This window comes from Pseudomonas sp. PVC-5-1 (assembly GCF_057444345.1).
Genome location: NZ_CM172024.1, coordinates 4008876 through 4030492, shown reverse-complemented (window position 1 = coordinate 4030492; position 21617 = coordinate 4008876). Strand labels below are relative to the sequence as shown.

At 62.4% G+C, this 21617-nt stretch carries 21 protein-coding genes; 7 read left to right on the top strand and 14 right to left on the bottom strand.

Features of this window, described 5'->3' with window-relative positions:
* The first annotated feature begins 94 nt into the window (after positions 1–94).
* Complete coding sequence (locus AC2T3R_RS18450; RefSeq protein WP_013973539.1) at positions 95–535, top strand: GlcG/HbpS family heme-binding protein; 441 nt, start codon at positions 95–97, stop codon at positions 533–535.
* A 134-nt stretch (positions 536–669) separates the two neighbouring features.
* On the opposite strand, the gene AC2T3R_RS18445 is transcribed toward AC2T3R_RS18450, so the two are convergent.
* Entirely contained in the window at positions 670–1281 is a 612-nt protein-coding gene (locus AC2T3R_RS18445; RefSeq protein WP_015271167.1) for a TetR/AcrR family transcriptional regulator, read from the bottom strand.
* A gap of 132 nt (positions 1282–1413) precedes the next feature.
* Here AC2T3R_RS18445 and AC2T3R_RS18440 point away from each other — a divergent pair, with 132 nt between their 5' ends.
* Positions 1414–2328, top strand: a complete 915-nt coding sequence (locus AC2T3R_RS18440; RefSeq protein ID WP_486744083.1) for a DUF808 domain-containing protein — start codon at positions 1414–1416, stop codon at positions 2326–2328.
* 137 nt (positions 2329–2465) lie between these two features.
* On the opposite strand, the gene AC2T3R_RS18435 is transcribed toward AC2T3R_RS18440, so the two are convergent.
* From AC2T3R_RS18435 to puuE, 7 genes are all read right to left on the bottom strand, one after another.
* Positions 2466–3248 carry an outer membrane protein OmpK gene (locus tag AC2T3R_RS18435; RefSeq protein ID WP_003259506.1) on the bottom strand — a complete coding sequence of 261 codons (783 nt, stop codon included), beginning with the start codon at positions 3246–3248 and terminating at the stop codon, positions 2466–2468.
* 351 nt (positions 3249–3599) lie between these two features.
* Positions 3600–4385, bottom strand: coding sequence for an outer membrane protein OmpK (locus tag AC2T3R_RS18430; RefSeq protein WP_486744082.1), 786 nt, complete (start codon positions 4383–4385; stop codon positions 3600–3602).
* A gap of 140 nt (positions 4386–4525) precedes the next feature.
* Positions 4526–5881 (bottom strand): nucleobase:cation symporter-2 family protein, encoded by a 1356-nt coding sequence (locus AC2T3R_RS18425; RefSeq protein WP_013973535.1) that lies wholly within the window; start codon positions 5879–5881, stop codon positions 4526–4528.
* A 225-nt stretch (positions 5882–6106) separates the two neighbouring features.
* Entirely contained in the window at positions 6107–7435 is a 1329-nt protein-coding gene (locus AC2T3R_RS18420; RefSeq protein ID WP_013973534.1) for a urate hydroxylase PuuD, read from the bottom strand.
* 59 nt (positions 7436–7494) lie between these two features.
* Positions 7495–7998, bottom strand: coding sequence for an ureidoglycolate lyase (locus tag AC2T3R_RS18415; RefSeq protein WP_003259500.1), 504 nt, complete (start codon positions 7996–7998; stop codon positions 7495–7497).
* A 56-nt stretch (positions 7999–8054) separates the two neighbouring features.
* Positions 8055–8570 (bottom strand): 2-oxo-4-hydroxy-4-carboxy-5-ureidoimidazoline decarboxylase, encoded by a 516-nt coding sequence (gene uraD / locus AC2T3R_RS18410; RefSeq protein WP_013973532.1) that lies wholly within the window; start codon positions 8568–8570, stop codon positions 8055–8057.
* Complete coding sequence (gene puuE / locus AC2T3R_RS18405) at positions 8570–9496, bottom strand: allantoinase PuuE (RefSeq protein WP_013973531.1); 927 nt, start codon at positions 9494–9496, stop codon at positions 8570–8572. Before puuE ends, uraD begins: the two co-directional genes overlap by 1 nt.
* 75 nt (positions 9497–9571) lie before the next feature.
* Here puuE and AC2T3R_RS18400 point away from each other — a divergent pair, with 75 nt between their 5' ends.
* Both AC2T3R_RS18400 and uraH read left to right on the top strand, forming a co-directional pair.
* A complete protein-coding gene (locus AC2T3R_RS18400) occupies positions 9572–9877 on the top strand; it encodes a hypothetical protein (protein WP_410952781.1) in 306 nt (101 codons plus the stop codon).
* Between the two features lie 17 nt (positions 9878–9894).
* Positions 9895–10248 carry a hydroxyisourate hydrolase gene (gene uraH, locus AC2T3R_RS18395; RefSeq protein ID WP_003259496.1) on the top strand — a complete coding sequence of 118 codons (354 nt, stop codon included), beginning with the start codon at positions 9895–9897 and terminating at the stop codon, positions 10246–10248.
* A 60-nt stretch (positions 10249–10308) separates the two neighbouring features.
* Here uraH and AC2T3R_RS18390 read toward each other — a convergent pair whose 3' ends face one another.
* Together AC2T3R_RS18390 and AC2T3R_RS18385 are read right to left on the bottom strand one after the other, a co-directional pair.
* The gene (locus AC2T3R_RS18390; protein ID WP_486744081.1) at positions 10309–11076 is read right to left on the bottom strand and encodes an RHS repeat-associated core domain-containing protein; all 768 of its coding nucleotides are present in this window, start codon (positions 11074–11076) and stop codon (positions 10309–10311) included.
* Between the two features lie 154 nt (positions 11077–11230).
* A complete protein-coding gene (locus tag AC2T3R_RS18385) occupies positions 11231–12580 on the bottom strand; it encodes an NCS2 family permease (RefSeq protein WP_013973528.1) in 1350 nt (449 codons plus the stop codon).
* Between the two features lie 282 nt (positions 12581–12862).
* Here AC2T3R_RS18385 and AC2T3R_RS18380 point away from each other — a divergent pair, with 282 nt between their 5' ends.
* Together AC2T3R_RS18380 and aqpZ are read left to right on the top strand one after the other, a co-directional pair.
* Positions 12863–13618: a GntR family transcriptional regulator gene (locus tag AC2T3R_RS18380; RefSeq protein ID WP_003259493.1), complete on the top strand. Its 756-nt coding sequence runs from the start codon at positions 12863–12865 to the stop codon at positions 13616–13618.
* Between the two features lie 218 nt (positions 13619–13836).
* On the top strand, positions 13837–14535 hold the full coding sequence (aqpZ, locus tag AC2T3R_RS18375) for an aquaporin Z (RefSeq protein WP_046615033.1): 699 nt from the start codon (positions 13837–13839) through the stop codon (positions 14533–14535).
* Here the strand turns inward: aqpZ and guaD are convergent.
* From guaD to xdhA, 4 genes are all read right to left on the bottom strand, one after another.
* A complete protein-coding gene (gene guaD / locus AC2T3R_RS18370) occupies positions 14532–15836 on the bottom strand; it encodes a guanine deaminase (RefSeq protein ID WP_039614441.1) in 1305 nt (434 codons plus the stop codon). The genes aqpZ and guaD overlap by 4 nt on opposite strands.
* 10 nt (positions 15837–15846) lie before the next feature.
* Positions 15847–16692 (bottom strand): xanthine dehydrogenase accessory protein XdhC, encoded by an 846-nt coding sequence (gene xdhC / locus AC2T3R_RS18365; protein ID WP_039614440.1) that lies wholly within the window; start codon positions 16690–16692, stop codon positions 15847–15849.
* Positions 16693–16840: 148 nt separating this feature from the next.
* Positions 16841–19240 (bottom strand): xanthine dehydrogenase molybdopterin binding subunit, encoded by a 2400-nt coding sequence (gene xdhB, locus AC2T3R_RS18360; RefSeq protein WP_046615035.1) that lies wholly within the window; start codon positions 19238–19240, stop codon positions 16841–16843.
* Positions 19233–20687: a xanthine dehydrogenase small subunit gene (gene xdhA / locus AC2T3R_RS18355; RefSeq protein WP_410953274.1), complete on the bottom strand. Its 1455-nt coding sequence runs from the start codon at positions 20685–20687 to the stop codon at positions 19233–19235. The genes xdhB and xdhA overlap by 8 nt, the downstream gene beginning before the upstream one ends.
* Before the next feature lie 268 nt (positions 20688–20955).
* On the opposite strand from xdhA, the gene AC2T3R_RS18350 reads away from it, so the two are divergent.
* Complete coding sequence (locus AC2T3R_RS18350; protein WP_015271155.1) at positions 20956–21615, top strand: GntR family transcriptional regulator; 660 nt, start codon at positions 20956–20958, stop codon at positions 21613–21615.
* The last annotated feature ends 2 nt before the right edge of the window (positions 21616–21617 follow it).

Sequence of the window (21617 nt, the reverse complement as noted above, 5' to 3'; positions counted from 1 at the left end):
TATTGTATACAAAAAAAGATTCAGTTGTGTTCTATTGGCTTATCGGTTTTTCACCTGCCCTCAGGGCTTCTCACAACAAGAAGAGGACCTTTCCATGAACGCTTTGAACCTGAAAGTCGCGGTCAGCCTGGTGAATGCCGCGCTGGCGGCGGGCCGCAAGATCAACGCCGCGCCACTGACCGTGGCGGTGCTGGATGCCGGCGGCCACTTGCTGGCGCTGCAGCGCGAGGATGGCGCCAGCCTGATCCGGCCGGAGGTGGCTACCGGCAAGGCCTGGGGGGCGATTGCCCTGGGCAAGGGGTCGCGCCTGCTGGCGCTGGACGCGCAGCAGCGGCCGGCATTTTTTGCCGCGCTGAACGGGTTGGGCGAGCGACCGGTGGTGCCGGCGCCGGGTGGTGTGCTGGTGCGTGATCAGGACGGCAAGGTGTTGGGTGCGGTAGGGATCAGCGGGGATACGTCGGATATCGACGAGCAGTGCGCGATCAGTGCGATCGAGGAGGTGGGGTTGAAGGCGGATGCGGGTGTAGCAGCCTAAATCTCTGTTGCCTGTTCCGGCCCCATCGCCGGCAAGCCAGCTCCCACAGGTACATCACAGTTTTCAAGGTCTGTGGCGGCCCTGTGGGAGCTGGCTTGCCGGCGATGGGCTGCAAGGCAGCCCCACTGGCCCTGTCAGGCTAGCTCAGGCTCACACCCCTTGAGCACCATGCGGATGATGGTCTCCGCCGCCGCGTCATAATCGCTGTCGGCCAGCTTGGCCTTGCCGGTCACGGCAGAGATCTGCCAGTCGAAATCGGCATAGGTCTGGGTCGCTGCCCAGATGCTGAACATCAGGTGATGCGCATCCACATGGGCGATCTGCCCGCGATCGATCCAGCGCTGGATGCACTCGATGTTATGTCGCGCCTGCTCGTTCAGCTGCGCTACCTGGTTCGGCGACAGGTGCGGGGCGCCGTGCATGATCTCGCTGGCGAACACCTTGGACGCATGCGGCAGGTCGCGCGAAATGCGGATCTTCGAGCGGATGTACGCACTCAGCACTTCCTTCGGGTCACCGTCGGCATTGAACGGGGTAGACGCCTGCATGATCGGCGCGATGATACTTTCCAGGACCTCGCGGTAGAGGTTGTCCTTGGATTTGAAGTAGTAATACACGTTCGGCTTGGGCAGGCCGGCCTTGGCCGCGATATCGCTGGTCTTGGTGGCGGCGAAGCCCTTGTCGGCGAATTCCTCGCTGGCCGCGCGCAGGATCAGTTCCTTGTTGCGCTCGCGAATGGTGCTCATGGTCAGGGACCTTCCTCGTGTCTGGCCACCTCTAAGAGGGATCGGGCATGGTAGCACCGGGCTCGACGGGCGCTCAAGGCAGCGGCTTTGGGCTAGAATCCTGGACACTTACTCTTCTGGATGCAGGCAAACATGGCAGGAAGCAGTCTACTGGTACTGATCGACGACATCGCCACTGTGCTCGATGACGTCTCGGTGATGACCAAGGTGGCGGCGAAAAAGACCGCAGGCGTGCTGGGCGATGACCTGGCGCTGAATGCCCAGCAGGTCACCGGGGTACGTGCCGAGCGCGAGATCCCTGTGGTGTGGGCAGTAGCCAAGGGCTCGATGGTGAACAAGGCCATCCTGGTGCCGGCGGCGCTGCTGATCAGTGCGTTCATTCCCTGGGCGGTGACGCCATTGCTGATGCTGGGCGGTGCCTACCTTTGCTTCGAGGGCTTCGAGAAGCTGGCGCACAAGTTCCTGCACAGCAAGGCCGAAACTGACGCCGAGCACGAAGCGCTCAAGGAGGCGGTGGCCGATGCCAATGTCGACCTGGTGGCGTTCGAGAAAACCAAGATCAAGGGGGCGGTACGTACCGACTTCATCCTGTCGGCAGAGATCATCGCCATCACCCTGGGCATCGTTGCCGACTCGCCGTTGACCCAGCAGATCGTCGTGCTGTCGGGTATTGCGGTGGTCATGACCATCGGCGTCTACGGGCTGGTGGGCGGTATCGTCAAGCTCGATGACCTGGGGCTGTGGATGACCCGCAAGGCATCACGCCTGGCCAGGGCGGTAGGTAACGGCATTCTGCGTGCCGCGCCATACATGATGAAGAGCCTGTCGGTGATCGGCACGGCAGCCATGTTCCTGGTTGGTGGCGGGATCCTGGTGCATGGCATCGCACCTCTGCATCATGCGATCGAGGCATTCAGCGAAGGGCGTGGCGGGGCGTTGACCGTGGCACTGCTGAACGGCGGTGTCGGGGTTGTGGCCGGTGCCGTGGTGCTGGCGGTGGTGGGCATTGCGGGGAAACTGTGGCGGGCGGTTCGGCCGGCCACCTGATTTGCATGGCCGGGGCTTTGCCCCGGTTCGCGGGCAAGCCCGCTCCCACATGTATAGCGTCTGCCATGAAGCCGGTGCGGACCCTGTAGGAGCGGGTTTACCCGCGAATGGGCCGCAAGGCGGCCCCTGTACTCAGATCAGAAGTGAACCTTGAGCAGGAAGCTCATGGTGTTCTGGTCCGTGGTGAAGGCATCGGAATCCTTGATGCCGTACTTGTTCTTCCAGTAGTCGTACTCCACACCCACATACAGCTGCTTCTCGCCCAGGTGCAAGGCCTTGCCCAGGTCATACTTGATCTGCGGGTTGAAGTGCAGGTTGGCCTGGTAGGTGCCGCGGCGGTTCTCGTCGTTGTCCACCACCCAGTCCATGAAGCCGTCGATCAGCACATCGGACGAACCGACCGGAATGGTGTACGACCACACCGGGGTGATCTGCCACACGTTGTCGCCGGCGCGGCTGCCGTCGGTGGTGCGGTTGTAGAAGTTCAGCTGGAAGTAGTCGAAGCCTGGGATGTCCAGGTCGAAGCCAGGGCCGATCAGGTAAGACTCGGTATCACCTTCACCGAACTCGTAGGTCATCGCCAGCAGTACGTCCTTGACCGGGCCAAACCCGATCTTCTGGTCGAAGATCTTGCCGAACGACAGGCGCGGGCTGATTTCGCCGTAGTAGGTGTTCGGGCCGTTGCCCTCATCTTTCTGGCCCTGGTAGAAGATCTTGTCGACAAAGATGAAGTTATCGCCGTACTTCCAGCCATCAGCGTGCTCGAAGGTCACGGTTTGCTGGATCGACGGGTTGACCTTGAAGTTCTTGCCCCACAGGTAGGTCAGGCTGTTGTTCTGCCATTGCAGCAGGTCGCCGCCGAAGGTGGTGCCACAGGCCAGCAGGCCGCCGGCGAGGATCAGGCTGTTGATGGTACGCATTGCGAGTGTCGCTCCCTTGATTGATCTGTTGTCAGCGCTCGTTATTGGCGCTTTTTGTCTTTTGAGTCAGCTTTTTTCGATAGGCCACAGCTGTTTGGCAAGGGTTGAGCCAACTTTCCTGGGCTGGCAAAACCTTCCTGCTCGACTTCGTTCTGAACGGATGAAAAGGGTCTTTCAGGCTGGCAACACGTTGGCCAACCGCCCGTATTCATTGACTGAGCGGTCAGTAAACGCAGGCAGAATCCGTTCTGCCCTGATCGAGGGGGCGCGCAGATTACTGGCTTGCGCGCCTTGCCTCAAGTGCTCCGTCCTGGAGCAGAGTGGAACAAACTTGTGCGTTTGGTCAGTTTTCTAGAAGTGCACTTTGATCAGCGCACTGGCGACACTCTGGTTGCTTTCCAGATTGCCGCGGCTGTCGATGCCGTACTTGTCCTTCCAGTAGCTGTACTCAAAGCCCACGTACAGCTGCTTGGCGCCCAGGTTCAGCGCTTTGCCCAGGTCGTACTTCACCTGCGGGTTGAAGTGCAGGTTGGCGTGGTAGGTGCCACGGCGGGTCTGGTCATTGTCGGTGACCCAGTCCATGTAGCCGTCGATCAGAATGTCGGACCTGCCCACGGGGACGGTGTACGACCAGCCGGGGGTGATCTGCCAGACGTTGTCACCCGGGCGGCTGCCCTCGGTGTTGCGCACGTAGAAATTCAGGGTGAAATAGTTGAAGCCGGGGATGTTCAGGTCGAAACCAGGGCCGATCAGGTAGGCCTCGTTGTCGCCTTCGCCGCGCTCGTAGGTCATGGCCAGCAGTACGTCCTTGATCGGGCCGAAGGCCAGCTTCTTGTCAAAGATCTTGCCGAATGACAGGCGTGGGCTGAACTCGCCGTAGTAGGTGGTGACGCCTTTGCTGGCGTCGGCCTTGCCGTTGTAGAAGATTTTGTCGACGAACATGAAGGTGTCGCCGTACTTCCATTTGTTGGCGTGCTCGAACGTGATGGTCTGCTGGATATCAGGGTTGACCTTGAAGTCCTTGCCGTACAGGTAGGTCAGGCTTTCGCCGTGCCATTGCAGCCATTCGCCTGCATGCGAGGGGAGGGTGGCCAGCAGGCTGCTGCCCAGCAACAGGGACGTGGTGATGCGCTTCATGTTGTGATTCCCGGACTTATTGTTTTTGTTGGCGGTTTATTTGGCGCGCAGGCGCCCCGGGCGGCCCATTCCGGCGGGCCGACGGTGTTGCGTTTACTGCCTGTGTGAATGCGGGGCGGCCATGCGCCGCCCCGTCTGGCTCAATGTTGGTGACAGGCTTCGTTGTGCACCGCGCGGTCGGCACCACCAAGGATGTTGAACAGCACGTTCAACACCAGGGCGCTGACCGTGGCCATGGCGATGCCACTGTGGGTGATGGGCTCCATCCACTGGGGCATCTGGGCGAAGAACTCCGGACGTACCACGGGGATCAACCCGAACCCGACGCTCACTGCAACCAGCAGCTGGTTGCGACGGTCGCCGATGTCCGCCTCCTGGAGAATCTTGATCCCGGTGGCGGTGACCATGCCGAACATGGCGATGGACGCGCCGCCCAGTACCGCTGGCGGGATCGAGGCAATCAGGAAGGCCGCCTTGGGCAGCAGGCTGAGCAGGATCAGCAGTGCACCGGCCACGATGGTGACATAGCGGCAGCGCACCCCGGTCATCTGCACCAGGCCGATGTTCTGGGCGAACGAGGAGTGAGTGAAGGTGTTGAAGAAGCCGGCGATGAACGACGCACCGGCATCGCACAGCAGGCCGCGACGCAGCATCCCTGGGGTAACTTCACGATCGGTCACCTTGCCCAGGGCCAGGAACATGCCGGTGGACTCGACGAAGATGATCACCACCACCAGGCACATGGACAGGATCGGCGCCAGGCTGAAGGTCGGCATGCCGAAGTGCAGTGGGGTGACCACTTGCAGCCACGGTGCGTCGTTCAGGCCCGACAGGTCGACCATGCCGATGGAACCGGCCAGGATGTAGCCCAGGCCCATGCCCACCAGCACCGACACGTTGACCCAGAAACCGCGCATGAAACGGTTGATCAGCAGGATTACCGCCAGCACCAGGCCGGCCACCAGCAGGTAGATCGGCGAGCCGAAGGTATCTGCCTGTTGGCCGCCACCGGCCCAGTTGACTGCCACCGGGAACAGCGACAGGCCAATCGAGGTGATCACCGTACCGGTAACCAGAGGCGGGAAGAAGCGGACGACCTTGGACATGAACGGCGCGATCAGCATGCCGAAGAACCCGGCGGCGATGGTCGCGCCGAAGATCCCCTGCAGGCCCACGCCGGGCATGCCGGCCATGGCCACCATGCTGCCGACGGCAGCGAAACTGGCACCCATCATTACCGGCATGCGGATGCCCACCGGGCCGATACCGAAGGACTGGATGATGGTGGCGACGCCAGCGACCAGCAGGTCGGCGTTGATCAGGAAAGCGACTTCTTCACGGGACAACCCGGCGGCCTGGCCGATGATCAATGGCACGGCGATGGCGCCGCCGTACATCAGCAGAACGTGTTGCAGGCCAACCAGGATCAGTTGGAACAGGGGCAAGGGCTCGCGCGGCGGCGCAACAGGGATGTACGCCTTGCGTGACTCGGACATGCAGCACCTCGAGTTTTGTTTTTATTCTCGGATCCAAGCGCCGGGCTCAGGCGGCAGGCTCGGTGGAGGCAGCCTGGGGTTCTCGCTAGAGGTCGAACGCTCGATGCTTGCTTGTTGCGTAATACATGAAGCCTGAGGCTGGCTTTGCCGGCCTCTTCGCGGGCACGCCCGCTCCCACAGGGGGGGGTGATCCCCCTTGGGAACGGGTTGCCTGGCGAGGTGCTATCAGTTGACCGGGGCGCCTTTGGCGATCCAGTCACCGACGAGCTTGCGCTCTTCGGTGGTCATCTGGGTGATGTTGCCCAGCGGCATGATCTGGCTGGCGACCGCTTGCGCCTGGATGCGCGCGGCCTGGGCCTGGATCTGCTGCGGGGTGTCGAACATCACGCCGGCAGGGGCAGCGCTGAACAGTGGGCTGGTCGGCTTGGACGAGTGGCACACGGTGCAGCGTTCCTGGATGACATTGTGGATCTTGTCGAAGCTCTCGCCGCCAGCCTGGGCGGTGGCCTGGGCAGGGGCTTCGGCCGGCGCGGCAGGCGCTGCGGCAGCCTTGGCGGCGTCTTCGGCGCGTTGCTCGGCGGCGGTCTTGCCACCTACAGCGGTCGCGGGCAGTGGCTGGTACTCGACCTTCGCCGCAGCTTGCTCCGGGCTGACGGCCATCGGTTTCGGACCGGTGACATAGGCCAGGCAGATCATCGCCAGGGCGCCGACCGGCAGGGTCCAGGCGTACTTGTTGCTGTCGTGGCGGGTGTTGAAGTAGTGGCGGATCAGGACCGCGGCTACTGCGATACCGGCCAGGATCAGCCAGTTGTACTGGCTACCGTAGGTGCTCGGGAAGTGGTTGCTGATCATGATGAACAGCACCGGCAGGGTGAAGTAGTTGTTGTGGCGCGAGCGCAGCAGGCCCTTGGCCGGCAGTACCGGGTCTGGGGTCTGGTTGTTCTCGATCGCCGCAACCAGCTGGCGCTGGGCCGGCATGATGATGCGGAACACGTTGCCGACCATGATGGTGCCGATGATCGCGCCGGTGTGCAGGTACGCACCACGGCCGCTGAACACCAGGCTGAAGCCCCAGCATGCGGCGATGATCAGCACGAACAGTACTGCACCGAGCAGCGCTGGCTTCTTGCCCAGGGGCGAGTCGCACAGGAAGTCGTAGATGAACCAGCCGGCGATCAGCGAGCCGATACCGATGGCCACGCCTTCGGCACCGCTCAAGGTGCTGCCAGGGGCCAGCAGGTACAGGGTCGGGTTCCAGTAGAACACCACGCACAGCAGGGCAATACCGGACATCCAGGTGAAGTAGGCCTCCCATTTGAACCAGTGCAGGTTCTCGGGCATTTTCGGGGGGGCGAGCTTGTATTTCTCCAGGTGGTAGATACCACCGCCGTGAATTGCCCAGAGATCACCCGACAACCCATCGCGCGGATTGCTTCGGTTCAGGTGGTTCTCCAGCCAGACGAAGTAGAACGATGCACCGATCCAGGCGACACCGGTGATCATGTGAACCCAGCGAATGCTCAGGTTCAGCCATTCGTGAAGGTGTGCTTCCACAGTATGTACCTCTTGCCGGTCACCCGCTCGGGCAATGCCCTTGAATGACCGACCTTTTCTTATTGGTGGGGATTGAGGACCAGCATCTGTTCCTCGGTGAAGTAATGCTCGTCGCAGTTGTTGCCGGAACCACTGCGATCAACCACCAGGAAGTCATCCCGCTTTTCGATCGTCAGCACCGGGTGGTGCCAGACGCCGCGATGGTAATTAACGCCCTGCCTGCCATTACTGCGGAAGGCTCGGACCAAACCTGATACAGGTGCATCGCCAACTGGCGCGACCACGATCAGAAAGGGGTTGCCGAGCAGCGGGATGAAAGCCTGGCTGCCCAGCGGATGGCGTTCCAGCATGCGCACGGTCAGCGGCATGTCCAGCGCGTCGGCGCGGAAGATGCTGATGATCGCCTTGTCTTCAGGCTCGGCGGTTTCGACCGTGGCGAGCTTGTGGAAGCGCATGGTCGAGCCGTTGTTGATCATGAAGTGGTCGCTGCCGTCGGTTTCGATCACGTCTCCGAAGGGGGCGAAGGCTTCTTTGGTCAGGGGCTCGATCATCAGGGTGCGCATGCGGATATCTCTTCTATGTTCGTTGTTCTGGATAAGGCTCAAGCGTTGCGGCGGCTTTACAGCTGCAGCAGGCGGAACAGGGCGATCAGGTTGATCTGTGCCAGGGCTTCCTTGAATTCGGCATCGGCATCGTTGTGGATGCGTTTTTCGAAGGAGGCGAGGATCTGGTGCCGGTTGCTGCCTTTTACCGCCATGATGAACGGGAACTGGAACTTGGCCTTGTAGGCGTCGTTCAGTTCGGTGAAACGGGCGAACTCTTCGGCGGTGCACTGGTGAATACCGGCGCCGGCCTGCTCGTTGGTGCTCGATTCGGTCAGCTCGCCCTGGATGGCGGCCTTGCCGGCCAGGTCCGGGTGAGCGTTGATCAGCGCCAACTGGTCGGCGTGGTTGGCGCTGAGCAGGATGTCGCTCATGCGCTGGTGCAGCGCCTCGATCTCGTCCAGTTCGCCCAGTTGGCCCAGGTCATAGGCTTTTTCGGCTACCCACGGCGAGTGCTCGTAGATGTCGGCGAAGGCCTTGACGAAGGCGTCGCGGTCCAGGGCGGATGGCTTGAGGGTCTTGAAGGCGGTCATCAGGCGTTCTCTTTCTTGTACGGGTGGGTGGCGTGCCAGTGGCGGGCGATGTCCACGCGACGGGCGAACCAGACCTGGTCATGGCTTTTTGCGTAATCGACGAAGCGCTTCAGTGCGGCCAGGCGCGCCGGGCGGCCGACCAGGCGGCAGTGCAGGCCGATGGACAGCATTTTCGGTGCTTCGGCGCCCTCGGCGTACAGCACATCGAAGGCGTCCTTCAGGTACTGGAAGAACTGCTCGCCGCAGTTGAAGCCCTGTACCTGGGTGAAGCGCATGTCGTTGGTGTCGAGGGTGTAGGGGATCACCAGGTGCGGCTTGCCGGTAGGGTTGTTCGGCTCCCAGTAGGGCAGGTCGTCGTCGTAGGTGTCGCTGTCATACAGGAAGCCGCCTTCCTCCATCACCAGGCGACGGGTGTTCGGGCCGGTGCGGCCGGTGTACCAGCCCAGCGGGCGCTCGCCGGTGATTTCGGTGAGGATGCGGATGGCTTCGAGCATGTGCTCGCGCTCCTGGGCCTCGTCCATGTACTGGTAGTCGATCCAGCGGTAACCGTGGCTGCAGATTTCATGACCGGCCTCGGCCATGGCACGGATCACGTCGGGGTGGCGCTGGGCGGCCATGGCCACGGCGAAGATGGTCAACGGCACGCCGCTGTCCTTGAACAGCTTCAGCAGGCGCCACACGCCGGCACGGCTACCGTACTCGTACAGCGATTCCATGCTCATGTTGCGCACGCCCTGCAGTGGCTGGGCGGCGACCATTTCCGAGAGGAACGCTTCGGACTCCTTGTCACCGTGCAGGATGTTGCGTTCGCCACCTTCCTCGTAGTTGAGGACGAAAGACAGCGCGATGCGAGCGTTGCCCGGCCATTGCGGGTGAGGAGGGTTGTTGCCGTAACCGATCAGGTCGCGAGGGTAGTCAGCGCTCACTGCAGTCTTCCTTCTTGTGCGTTTGTGCGGGGGTGGGCGGACCGCGTCGGGATGTCGCACCACCGGATGGGCTGATTGTATACAACTTCTGAAATCTTTTGTAAGCCTGTTTTTCCGCATTTCTTCCCTTTTGTCGCCTCGCAGCGACCTGGAAAAACAGTGCAAGAAACCTGCCTGATTGGTCAGCTAATGATGTTGGTGTCGTTACCAGGCCTGTCTTTGCGATCGGTGGGTCGCTCAGTGGCAAGATTTGCTGCGGGCGACAGATGGGTTGAAAAAATTGTGTACAATCTTGGCTCGGAATGTCTTAATGACGTCATTCCCGCCTGCCGCAGGCGCTATGCTGGTGCGACGGCTGAGTATTTTTTGCCCACAGATTGAACAAGAGGCGACAAGCAATGGGACGTTTGACCACACACGTACTGGATGCCGCGCATGGCTGCCCGGGCAGCTCGATCAAGGTCGAGCTGTACCGTGTCGAAGGCCAGCAGCTTGAGCTGGTGAACACCGCCCTGACCAACAGCGATGGCCGCGTCGATGCGCCGCTGCTGCAGGGTGACGACTACCGTACCGGCGTCTACCAGCTGCAGTTCAGCGCTGGTGACTACTACCGCGCTCGCGGTGTACAGCTGCCGGCCCAGGCGTTCCTGGATGTTGTCGTGCTGCGCTTTGGCATCGACGAGCAGCAGGAGCACTACCACGTGCCGCTGCTGATCTCGCCGTACAGCTATTCGACCTATCGTGGAAGCTAGTTGGTCGCTAGAAGAATCTTCGTAGGTCCTTTGGCCCGCTCTCACACTGGCGGGCTTTTTTTATTGTCGGATTGACGCGGTTTGTCGCGTGAAGTCTTGTGTAAGCATGCTTCCGGTCTTGTAGCTCACATGGTCCAGGACGCCTGCGCCGGCCGCGCCCGCAGCATTGAACAGGGCTCCGGTCAAGGTGCCGGGTTGACGGGTTTTGGCGAAGCCAATGAGCCAGCCTGCAGCGCTGTAACCGTAAAGGGTGGTATTGCTCTGGTCCGACCAGGTCCCGTCTATGTAGTACCGGGCCTGGCGCTCGGTCAGCGAGGCATCACCCCAGGTCGCCAGATTGAAGTTGACGCCGTTTACCGAGTCGTTGAACGGTCGTCTATCTTGATTGGCGTTTTGCATGAGGGTGGTTCGTTCCAGGGGGAACTCGTGCTGCGGTACTGGCCCTCGCGTCAGTGCATGCTTGCCTGTCGTGTACACATCGCCGACAAACTCTGCGTTCATCTTGCCTGCTGCCGCAGCGCCGCCACCCACTGCAATCTTCAGCGCAATTTTCACGACCTGTCGCCATTTCCCGCTTGGGTCCCGCCAGTTGACCGGGTCGTTGCCACAATAGGCATAGTGGTTTATCCCGCCTCGGTTGAAGGGGGCCTGGGTGTCAGGGCTGTGGAATCTCTGCAGCGTCGGGCTGTACATGCGATGGCCGTTACCCAGCGGGTAAAGACCGCTAATGACGTGTTGAATTTCGCCATTGAAACCCAGCAAGTTGTTGGCGGGCGTACCGTAACCAAAAGGTGCATAGGCGCGGGCGGACTTTGTCGAATCACGCATTGGGCCAGCCTCCACTGGTATCCGGTAGCATTTGTATCAAGCCCCTGCGCACCTTGCACCTGACAGAAATATCAGCCTGACGCTCCCACAGGGGGGGGGGCGCGCCGGGGAGGAAAAAAGGGCGCCGAGGCGCCCTTGGTTGGTGCAGCAGGGTTCAGAGGAACACAAACTTGGCAATGAAGATCGCGCACAGCACCCACAGGCTGGCGGAGATTTCCTTGTACTTGCCGGTACCTGCCTTCAGCGCCACATAGCTGATGAAGCCCAGGGCAATACCGTCGGCGACCGAGAAAGTCAGCGGCATCATGATCACCGTGACGATCGCCGGAATGCTGTCGGTGGCCTCGTCCCAGTGAATATGCGCCATGCTGCCCATCATCAGCATCGCCACGTAGATCAGCGCACCGGCGGTGGCATAGGCTGGAATCATCCCGGCCAGCGGGGCGAAGAACATCGCCGCGATGAACAGCAGGCCGACCACCACGGCAGTCAGGCCGGTACGGCCACCAGCGGCCACGCCGGCAGCACTTTCCACATAGCTGGTCACCGGCGGCACGCCGACCACGGCGCCGAACACACTTGAAGCACTGTCAGCCTTCAGCGCCTTCGACAAGTTCTCGATACGCCCGTCCGGCGCCACCAGGTTGGCCCGCTGCGCTACGCCCATCAGGGTGCCGGCGGTGTCGAACATGTGCACGAACAGGAACGCCAGCACCACGCTGATCATGCTGACGTTGAAAACACCGGCCACATCCATGGCCATCCAGGTCGGAGCCAGGCTAGGCGGCATCGACATCACCCCGCCGAATTTCACCAGACCCAGGCCCCAGCCGGCCAGGGTGACACCGATGATGCTGATCAGGATTGCACCGAACACCCGCTTGTAGCTGAGGATGGCGATCAGCAGGAAGCACACCGCCGCCAGCAGCGGCCCTGGCTCATGCAGCGAGCCCAGCTTGATCAGCGTGGCGGGGCTGTCGACGATGATGCCTGCCGTCTTCAGGCCGATCAGCCCGAGAAACAATCCGACGCCGGCCCCCATGGCATGGCGCAGGCTGACCGGGATGCTGTTGAGCAACCATTCGCGCACTTTCGACAAGGTCAGGAACATGAACAGCACACCCGAGACGAAGACTGCGCCCAGTGCCGTTTCCCAGTTGTAGCCCATGGTGCCGACTACGGTGTAGGTGAAGAAGGCGTTAAGCCCCATGCCCGGCGCCAGGCCCACCGGCCAGTTGGCGTACAGGCCCATCAGCAGGCAGCCCAGCGCGGCGGCGATGCAGGTGGCGACGAAGGCGGCACCGTGGTCGATGCCTGCGTCGGCCATGATGTTGGGGTTGACGAATATGATGTAGGCCATGGTGATGAAGGTGGTCACGCCGGCGATCATTTCGGTTCTGACGGTGCTGCCGTGTTGCTTGAGTTTGAAAATCCGCTCCAGCCAGCTCGTTTCGAGCGGTGGGGCAAGATCCAGCGTAGGGGCTTCGGATTTGCGGCTTTCCACAGCGAGTACTCCTCAAGTCTTTCTTGTTGTTCTGGAACCATGGGCCTGCGCAATGCACTTGGCGGCTCCGCGAGGGAAGGCAGACGTCTGACCGGTTTGTTGACTTATGGGTCAAGAAGTTGCTCGGTGGATTATGCTTTTGTGTACAAATAAAGCAAATAATGTTTTATCTTTTGTGTGCGCAATACGTCGTACAACGGCTATATAGGTAAAAGGCCACCTGCAGAAACGGCTCAGCCTGTGTACAATGGCGCCATACTTTCCTTCGTGCCTCGAGAGCCCATGAACGAACAGCTGCAACCTCTGAAGAAACCTGCGCGTACCGGCAAGGCTGGCCGCAGTGGTACCCAGGACGACATCGTCTACGCGCATATTTTCGAGGCGATCCTCGAGCAGCGTCTGGCACCGGGTACCAAGTTGAGCGAGGAAGCGCTGGGCGAGATCTTCGGCGTCAGCCGCACCATCATTCGCCGCGCGTTGTCGCGGCTGGCCCATGAAAGCGTGGTGCTGTTGCGGCCGAACCGCGGCGCAGTGGTGGCCAGCCCTACGGTGGAAGAAGCCCGTCAGGTGTTCTTCTCCAGGCGCATGGTCGAACGGGCCATTACCGAACTGGCCGTGCAGCACGCTACCCTCGAGCAGCTCAACGAGCTGCGGCAGATGGTGCGGGAGGAGCGCGACAGCTTCTCGCGTGGTGACCGCGGTGCCGGCATTCGTCTTTCCGGCGAATTCCACCTCAAGCTGGCCGAGGCTGCGGGCAATGCGCCGCTGGTCAGCTTCCAGCGCAGCCTGGTGTCGCAGACTTCGTTGATCATCGCCCAGTACGAAAGCGGCAACCGCTCGCATTGCTCGTATGACGAGCACATGCAGCTGATCGATGCCATCGAGGCGCGGGATGCAGAGCAGGCGGTGAGCCTGATGATGCACCACATGGACCACATCGACAGCAAGCTGAACCTGGACGAGGAGAGTGCCTCGGACGACCTGCATGCGGTGTTCTCGCACTTGCTGAAAAAGCCCAAGGTATCGGTCAAGGGTTGATCGTTTGCCTGGTTGACTGAAGGGGGCTGCTTTGCAGCCCATCGCCGGCAAGCCAGCTCCCACACCTGTGGGAGCTGGCTTGCCGGCGATGGGGCGCGAAGCAGCCCCCAGCCATTTCTGGCCATTAGCCTGGTGTCTGCTAAATTCTTGTGAGCAAACCTTCATCAAGCAGTTGGGCTTGCGCATTCGTTGCGTTCAACTTCTTGAGGAATGGACTCATGAGCATGTCCCTCGGTAAACGCATGGGGGCCGAGCTGGTCGGCACCTTCTGGCTGGTGCTTGGCGGCTGCGGCAGTGCGGTACTCGCCGCCAGCTCGCCCATCGGCATCGGTGTACTTGGCGTCGCCTTCGCCTTCGGCCTCACCGTGCTGACCATGGCCTTCGCCATCGGCCATATCTCCGGCTGTCACCTCAACCCCGCCGTGTCGTTCGGGCTGGTGGTGGGCGGGCGCTTTCCGGCCAAAGAGCTGCTGCCCTACGTGATCGCCCAGGTGATCGGCGCCATTCTGGCGGCAGGTGTGATCTACCTCATCGCCAGCGGCAAGGCAGGTTTCGAGCTGTCTGCGGGATTGGCTTCGAACGGCTACGCCGACCACTCGCCTGGCGGCTACACGCTCGGGGCGGGCTTTGTCAGTGAAGTGGTGATGACGGCGATGTTCCTGGTGGTGATCATGGGCGCTACCGACGCCCGGGCGCCGGCGGGGTTTGCGCCGATCGCCATCGGTTTGGCTTTGACCCTGATCCACCTGATCTCGATCCCGGTGACCAATACCTCGGTCAACCCCGCGCGTAGCACGGGGCCGGCCTTGTTCGTCGGTGGCTGGGCCCTGCAACAGCTGTGGCTGTTCTGGGTGGCGCCGCTGATTGGTGCTGCGATCGGCGGCGCACTGTACCGGGGTCTGGCAAAAGAACCTTAGCGCTGGTGCACGCAACGCCCAGCGGCGTAGGTTTCACGCACGGTGCGGTCGTCGCCGAGGGTGGTCAGCACGAACAGGGTTTCCTCGATGCTGTTGGACTGCTGGATGCGGTAGTCCAGCAGTGGCGTGGCCTTGTAGTCCAGTACCACGAAGTCGGCATCGTTGCCCGGGCGCAGGCTGCCGATGCGGTCGTCCAGGCGCAGCGCGCGGGCGCCGCCGAGGGTGGCCAGGTACAGTGACTTGTACGGGTGCAGGCGTGCGCCCTGCAGTTGCATCACCTTGTACGCTTCGTTCAGGGTGTTGAGCAGCGAGAAGCTGGTACCGGCGCCAACGTCAGTGCCCAGGCCCACATTGACCTTGAAGCGCTCGGCCTGGGGCAGGTTGAACAGGCCGCTGCCGAGGAACAGGTTGGAGGTGGGGCAGAAGGCCACCGCCGAGCCGGTTTCGGCCAGGCGCTGGCATTCATCATCGCACAGGTGCACGCCATGGGCGAATACCGAGCGTTCGCCCAGCAGCTCGAAGTGGTCGTATACGTCGAGGTAACCCTTCTGCTCGGGGAACAGCGACTTGACCCACTCGATTTCCTTGAGGTTCTCCGACAGGTGCGTGTGCATGTACACGCCCGGGTGTTCCTTGAGCAGTTGGCCCGCCAGCGCCAGCTGTTCAGGCGTACTGGTCGGGGCGAAGCGCGGGGTGACTGCATAATGCAGGCGGCCCTTGCCGTGCCAGCGCTCGATCAGTGCCTTGCTTTCGGTATAGCCGGACTCTGCGGTATCGGTCAGGTAGTCCGGGGCGTTGCGGTCCATCATCACCTTGCCGGCGATCAGGCGCAGGTCCAGGCGTTCGGCTTCTTCGAACAGGGCATTGACCGATTCCGGGTGCACGCTGCCGAACACCAGGGCGGTGGTGGTGCCGTTGCGCAGCAGTTCCTTGAGGAAGATTTTCGCCACTTGGTCGGCGTGTTCCTTGTCGGCGAACTGCTTTTCACAGGGGAAGGTGTAGGTATTCAGCCAGTCCAGCAACTGTTCGCCGTAGGAGCCGATCATGCCGGTCTGCGGGAAATGGATATGGGTGTCGATGAAGCCTGGGGTGATCAGTGCGTCCTGGTAGTGCTCGACCGGGATATCGGCGTCCAGGGTCGGCAACAGTTCGGCGGCGTGGCCTACGGCGCTGATGCGGCCATTGTCGACCACCAGCAGGCCGTCCTCGAAGTATTCATGGGAAGCCTCCAGGCCCACCTCGGCCGGGTCGGCGATGCTGTGCAGGATGGCGGCACGGTAGGCTTTGCGGGTAACGGTCATAACACACTCGTCAAATGGCTTGGCTGCGCCGGGAGGGCGGCAGCAACTGGGCAATGGGGCCGGCATTGGCGGCAGCGTCGTGCTGGCCGAAGCAGGCGTTGTAGGTGGCGATGATTTCACCGGCGATGGACACGGCGATCTCGATGGGCAGCTTGCCCTTGACCTCGGCCAGGCCCATCGGGCAGCGCATGCGCGCCATCACGGCCTCGTCATAGCCGCGCTCGCGCAGGCGGTGCTCGAACTTGACCCGTTTGGTCTTCGAGCCGATCAGGCCGAACCAGGTGAAGTCGTTGCGCTTGAGAATGGCGGCGGTCAGTTCCAGGTCGAGCTGGTGGTTGTGGGTCATGACGATGCAGTAGCAGCCTGGCGGCAGGTCTGCCACTTCGTCGACCGGATCCTCGCTGACCACCTTGGTCACCCCGTCGGGGATCAGGGCAGGGAATTCCTGCTCGCGCGAATCGATCCAGCGCACCCGGCAGGGCAGCGCGGCGAGCAAGGGTACCAGAGCCCGGCCGACATGGCCCGCGCCGAACACCGCGATCTGCGCCTGCACCGCGGCCATGGGCTCGAACAGCAGCACAGTGACGCCGCCGCAGCACTGGCCAAGGCTGGCACCGAGGCTGAAGCGCTCCAGATGCGGGGTGGTGCGGTGCTCTTCGAGCATTTGCCTGGCGATGTGCAGGGCCTTGTATTCCAGGTGGCCGCCGCCGATGGTGTCGAACAGGCCGCTGGCGCTGACGACCATTTTCGAGCCGGCATTGCGCGGGGTCGAGCCGCGCTCCTCGATGATGGTAACCAGCACGCAGGCTTCGCCACGGGACTGGTGGTCGGCGAGGGCGTTGATCCATTGGTGCATGATGCAGATCCTCATTTCAGGTTGCCTGTACTGGCCCTATCGCCGGCAAGCCGGGCTCCCACAGGTGCAACACAGAGCTTGCCAGCGGTGCAGTACCTGTGGGAGCCGGCTTGCCGGCGATAGGGCCCGAACAGGCGCCCACCCAACCTCAGTGAGTGACGGTTTCCAGCTCCGGCTCGGCAGGTTGCGCTGCAGCCACCGCCTTGCGCATCTGCTCGCAACCCCACAACACCCGCTCCGGCGTCGCCGGTGCATCCACCTGTGGCTGCACGCGGTAGTCGGCGATGCTGGCCACGGCGTCCTTGATCGCGCACCAGGCGGCGATGCCGAGCATGAACGGCGGTTCGCCCACGGCCTTGGAGTGGAACACGGTGTCCTCAGGGTTCTTGCGGTTTTCCACCAGCTTTACCCGCAAATCCAGCGGCATGTCCGCCACTGCCGGGATCTTGTAGCTGGCCGGGCCGTTGGTCATCAGCTTGCCCTTGGCGTTCCACACCAGTTCTTCAGTGGTCAGCCAGCCCATGCCCTGGATGAAGCCGCCTTCCACCTGGCCGATGTCGATGGCCGGGTTCAGCGAATCACCCACATCGTGCAGGATGTCGGCGCGCAGCATCTTGTATTCGCCGGTCAGGGTGTCGACGACCACCTCCACGCAGGCGGCGCCGAAGGCGAAGTAGTAGAACGGCCGGCCACGTGCCTGGCTGCGGTCGTAGTAGATCTTCGGCGTACGGTAGAAACCGGTGCTGGACAGCGACACCTGGGCAAAATAGGCCTGCTGCACCAGCTGCTCGAAGCTGACGATCTGGTCGCGCACGCGCACATGGCCGTTGCGGAACTCGACGTCTTCCTCGGTCACCTGGTAGTGCCGTGCGGCGAACTCGGTCAGGCGCTTCTTGAGGATCTCCGCAGCGTTCTGCGCTGCCTTGCCGTTCAGGTCGGCACCACTGGAGGCAGCGGTCGGTGAGGTGTTGGGCACCTTGTCAGTATTGGTGGCGGTGATCTGGATACGGCTGAAATCGACCTGGAAGATCTGCGCCACCACCTGTGCCACCTTGGTGTTCAGGCCCTGGCCCATCTCGGTGCCGCCATGGTTCAGGTGGATACTGCCGTCGGTGTAGATATGGATCAGCGCACCGGCCTGGTTGAGGAAGGTGGCGGTGAACGAAATACCGAACTTGACCGGTGTCAGTGCCAGGCCCTTCTTCAGGACCGGGCTGTTGGCGTTGAAGCGGCGGATCGACTCGCGGCGCTCGGCATAGTCACTGCTGGCTTCCAGTTCGGCGGTCATCTCTTCGAGCATGTTGTGCTCGACGGTCTGGTAGTAGTGGGTGACGTTGCGCTCGGTCTTGCCGTAGTAGTTGGCCTTGCGCACCGCCAGCGGGTCGCGGCCCAGGTGGCGGGCGATGTGGTCCATCACCTGCTCGATGGCGACCATCCCCTGCGGGCCGCCAAAGCCGCGATAGGCGGTGTTGGAGGCTGTGTTGGTCTTGCAGCGGTGGCCGTGCACGGTGGCATCGCCCAGGTAGTAGGCATTGTCGGAGTGGAACATGGCGCGGTCGACGATCGAACCGGACAGGTCGGGCGAGTAGCCGCAGTTGCCGGCCAGGTCGAAGTTGATGCCGTGCAGGCGCCCGTCGTCGTCGAAGCCCACGTCGTACTCGACGTAGAACGGGTGGCGTTTGCCGGTCATGGTCATGTCTTCGACCCGTGGCAGGCGCATCTTGGTCGGCTGGCCGGTCAGGCGCGCCACCACGGCGCACAGGCACGCCGGGCTGGCGGCCTGGGTTTCCTTGCCACCAAAACCGCCACCCATGCGGCGCATGTCCAGCACCACCTTGTTCATTGGCACGTCGAGTACTTCGGCGACCAGTTTCTGCACTTCGGTGGGGTTTTGCGTGGAGCAGTAGACGATCATGCCGCCGTCTTCGGTGGGCATCACCGAGGAGATCTGCGTTTCCAGGTAGAAGTGCTCCTGGCCACCGATGTGCAGGGTGCCCTGGATGCGGTGCGGTGCACTGGCCAGTGCAGCGGCGGAATCGCCACGCTGGTGGGTGTGGCTGTCGAGCACGAAGTGCTTCTTGCGCAGTGCTTCGACCACATCCAGCACCGGCTCCAGGTCTTCATACTCGACGATGGCGGCCATGGCCGCACGGCGCGCGGTATCGAGGTCGCGGGCGGCCACGGCGAGCACCGGCTGGCCGAAGAACTCGACCTTGTCGATGGCCAGCAGCGGGTCGCCGGCCACCACCGGGCCGATGTCCTTGAGGCCAGGGATGTCTTCGTGGGTGATGGCGATGCGCACGCCCTCGAAGGCATAGCACGGCGTGGTGTCGATGCGCAGGATGCGCGCGTGGGCGCGGTCGGCGGTGCGCGCATAGACGTGCAGCTGGTTGGGGAATTCCAGGCGGTCGTCGATGTACACCGCCTCGCCGGACACATGCTTGTCGGCGCTGTCATGCTTGACGCTGCGGCCGACCCCGGTGGTCAGGTCCTGGCTGAACAGTTCGGCCATCTCGGCCTGGCTCTTGGCTACGTGATGGTTAGACATAAGCGGTCACCCGGGTTTCGATGTACGGCGTTTGCTGTTCGATGAAGTACTTGCGCAGCAGGTTCTGGGCGGTCAGCAGGCGGTATTCCTTGCTGGCGCGGAAGTCGCTGAGCGGGGTGAAGTCTTCCGCCAGGGCCTGGCAGGCGCGCTCGATGGCAGCCTGGTTCCACGGCTTGCCGCGTAGCGCTGCTTCGCAGGCACGGGCCCGTTTGGGGATTGCCGCCATGCCGCCGAAGGCGATGCGCACACCGCTGACCACGCCGTCTTCGATGCTCAGGTTGAAGGCGCCGCACACGGCGGAAATGTCATCGTCCAGGCGCTTGGACACTTTATAGGCGCGGAACGCCCAATCGCTGGTGGCGCGCGGCACGATGATCTTCTCGATGAACTCGCTGTCCTGGCGGGCGGTGATGCGGTAGTCGATGAAGTAGTCTTCCAGTGGCATCACCCGCTGGCGCTCGCCCTGGCGCAGGACGATCTGCGCATCCAGGGCAATCAGCAGGGGTGGCGAGTCACCGATTGGCGAAGCGTTGCCGATATTGCCGCCCAGGGTGCCCTGGTTGCGGATCTGCAGCGAGGCGAAGCGGTGCAGCAGGGCACCGAAGTCAGGGTATTCCTCGTTCAGTGCACCGTAGCAGTCGGTGAGCGGTGTGGCGGCGCCGATTTCCAGGTGGCTGGCGGTTTTCTCGATGCGCTTGAGCTCGGCCACATGGCCGACGTAGATCATCACCGGCAAGGTCTTGTGGAACTGGGTGACTTCCAGTGCCAGGTCGGTACCGCCGGCCAGCAGCCGCGCTTCGGGGTGCGAGCTGTACAGGTCGGCCAGGTCGGCCACGGTCAGTGGCACCAGGCAGCGCTTGTCGCCACTGTTCAGTTCGCCGGTCTGGGTTGGGGCAATGGCCTTGAGGCGGCTGATGGTCTGTGCCTGCTGGGCATCGAACTGGTCGCGGCAGGGCTGGCGGCAGCTCTGCTCGGCGGCGTCGAGGATCGGCCGGTAGCCGGTGCAGCGGCACAGGTTGCCGGCCAGGGCTTCCTGGGCTTGGTGCAGGTCGGCGCCGCTGCTGTTCTTCTGCAGGGCGAACAGCGACATGACGAAGCCGGGTGTACAGAAGCCGCACTGCGAGCCATGGCAATCGGCCATGGCCTGTTGCACGCTGTGCAGCTGGCCCTGGTGCCTGAGACCCTCGACGCTGATCAGTTGCTTGCCGTGCAGCGACGAGACGAAGGTCAGGCACGAGTTGAGGCTACGGTAGCGGATGCTGTCGTTGCCCTGGTCGTCCTGGGTCAGCTCGCCGACCACCACGGTGCAGGCACCGCAGTCACCACTGGCGCAGCCCTCCTTGGTGCCAGGTTTGCCCAGGTGCTCGCGCAGGTACTGCAGCACCGTCATGTTCGGGTCCAGGGCATGCTCACTACGCAGCTCCTGGTTTACGAGAAACTGGATCACGGGGATGGCCTCGCAATGGTTTTATTGTTGTTGGGCGGACTCTAAGCAAGAGCTGTCCAGCTGGTCAATATTTTTCTGACTCAAAGGTCAAGAAATTGCTCATGTCCAAGCCCGGCTGCACACATTGCCCATATTCCAAGCATAGATCGCGCCGGGCGTGCGGTTGCCTTGCAGGTCAAATAAACCGCCAGGCCCCTCTGCGCGATCAGCGGCCAAGTACGCTACAATTCGCTCCTTGTGCCCAGTTCAATGATTTTGAAGGAAAACCATGACGTTCAAGGCCCCGGACAGCCTCTCCGAGCAGATTGCCGATTACCTGGCCGAACGCATCATCCGTGGCGAGCTGGCGCCAGGCGAGCGTATCCAGGAGCAGAAGGTCACCCAGGCACTCAACGTCAGCCGCGGCTCGGTGCGCGAGGCGCTGCTGATCCTCGAACGCCGCCACCTGGTGGCGATCCTGCCGCGGCGGGGTGCCCATGTGACCGAGCTCGACGAGCGCAGTGTGCGCAGCCTGTGTGCACTGATGGGCGAGTTCTACATCCTGCTGGGTAACGCGGTTGCGCAAAAATGGCGCACCGATGCCGACCTGCGCCCGTTCCTGGAGATCCAGCAGCGCCTGCAGCGAGCCCATGACCAGCTGGACATCAAGGCCTTCGTCGCCGACAGCTTCGCGGTCATGCGGGCGGCCTATCCGTTCGCTGACAACCCTTTCCTGCAGGAAACCGTGGAAAACCTGCAGCCGGCGATGAGCCGTGCCTACTACCTGTCGCTGGACCAGCGCCAGGCCAACATGATCGATTACCTGGACCTGTTCGCCCGCCTGCTCGACGCCGTGATCGCCCGTGACCTGCCGCGCATTCGCGAGGTGCTCACCGCCTATGGCCAGCGCAGCTGCGAACTGGTGCTGGCGGCGTTGGCCCGAGGCTGACC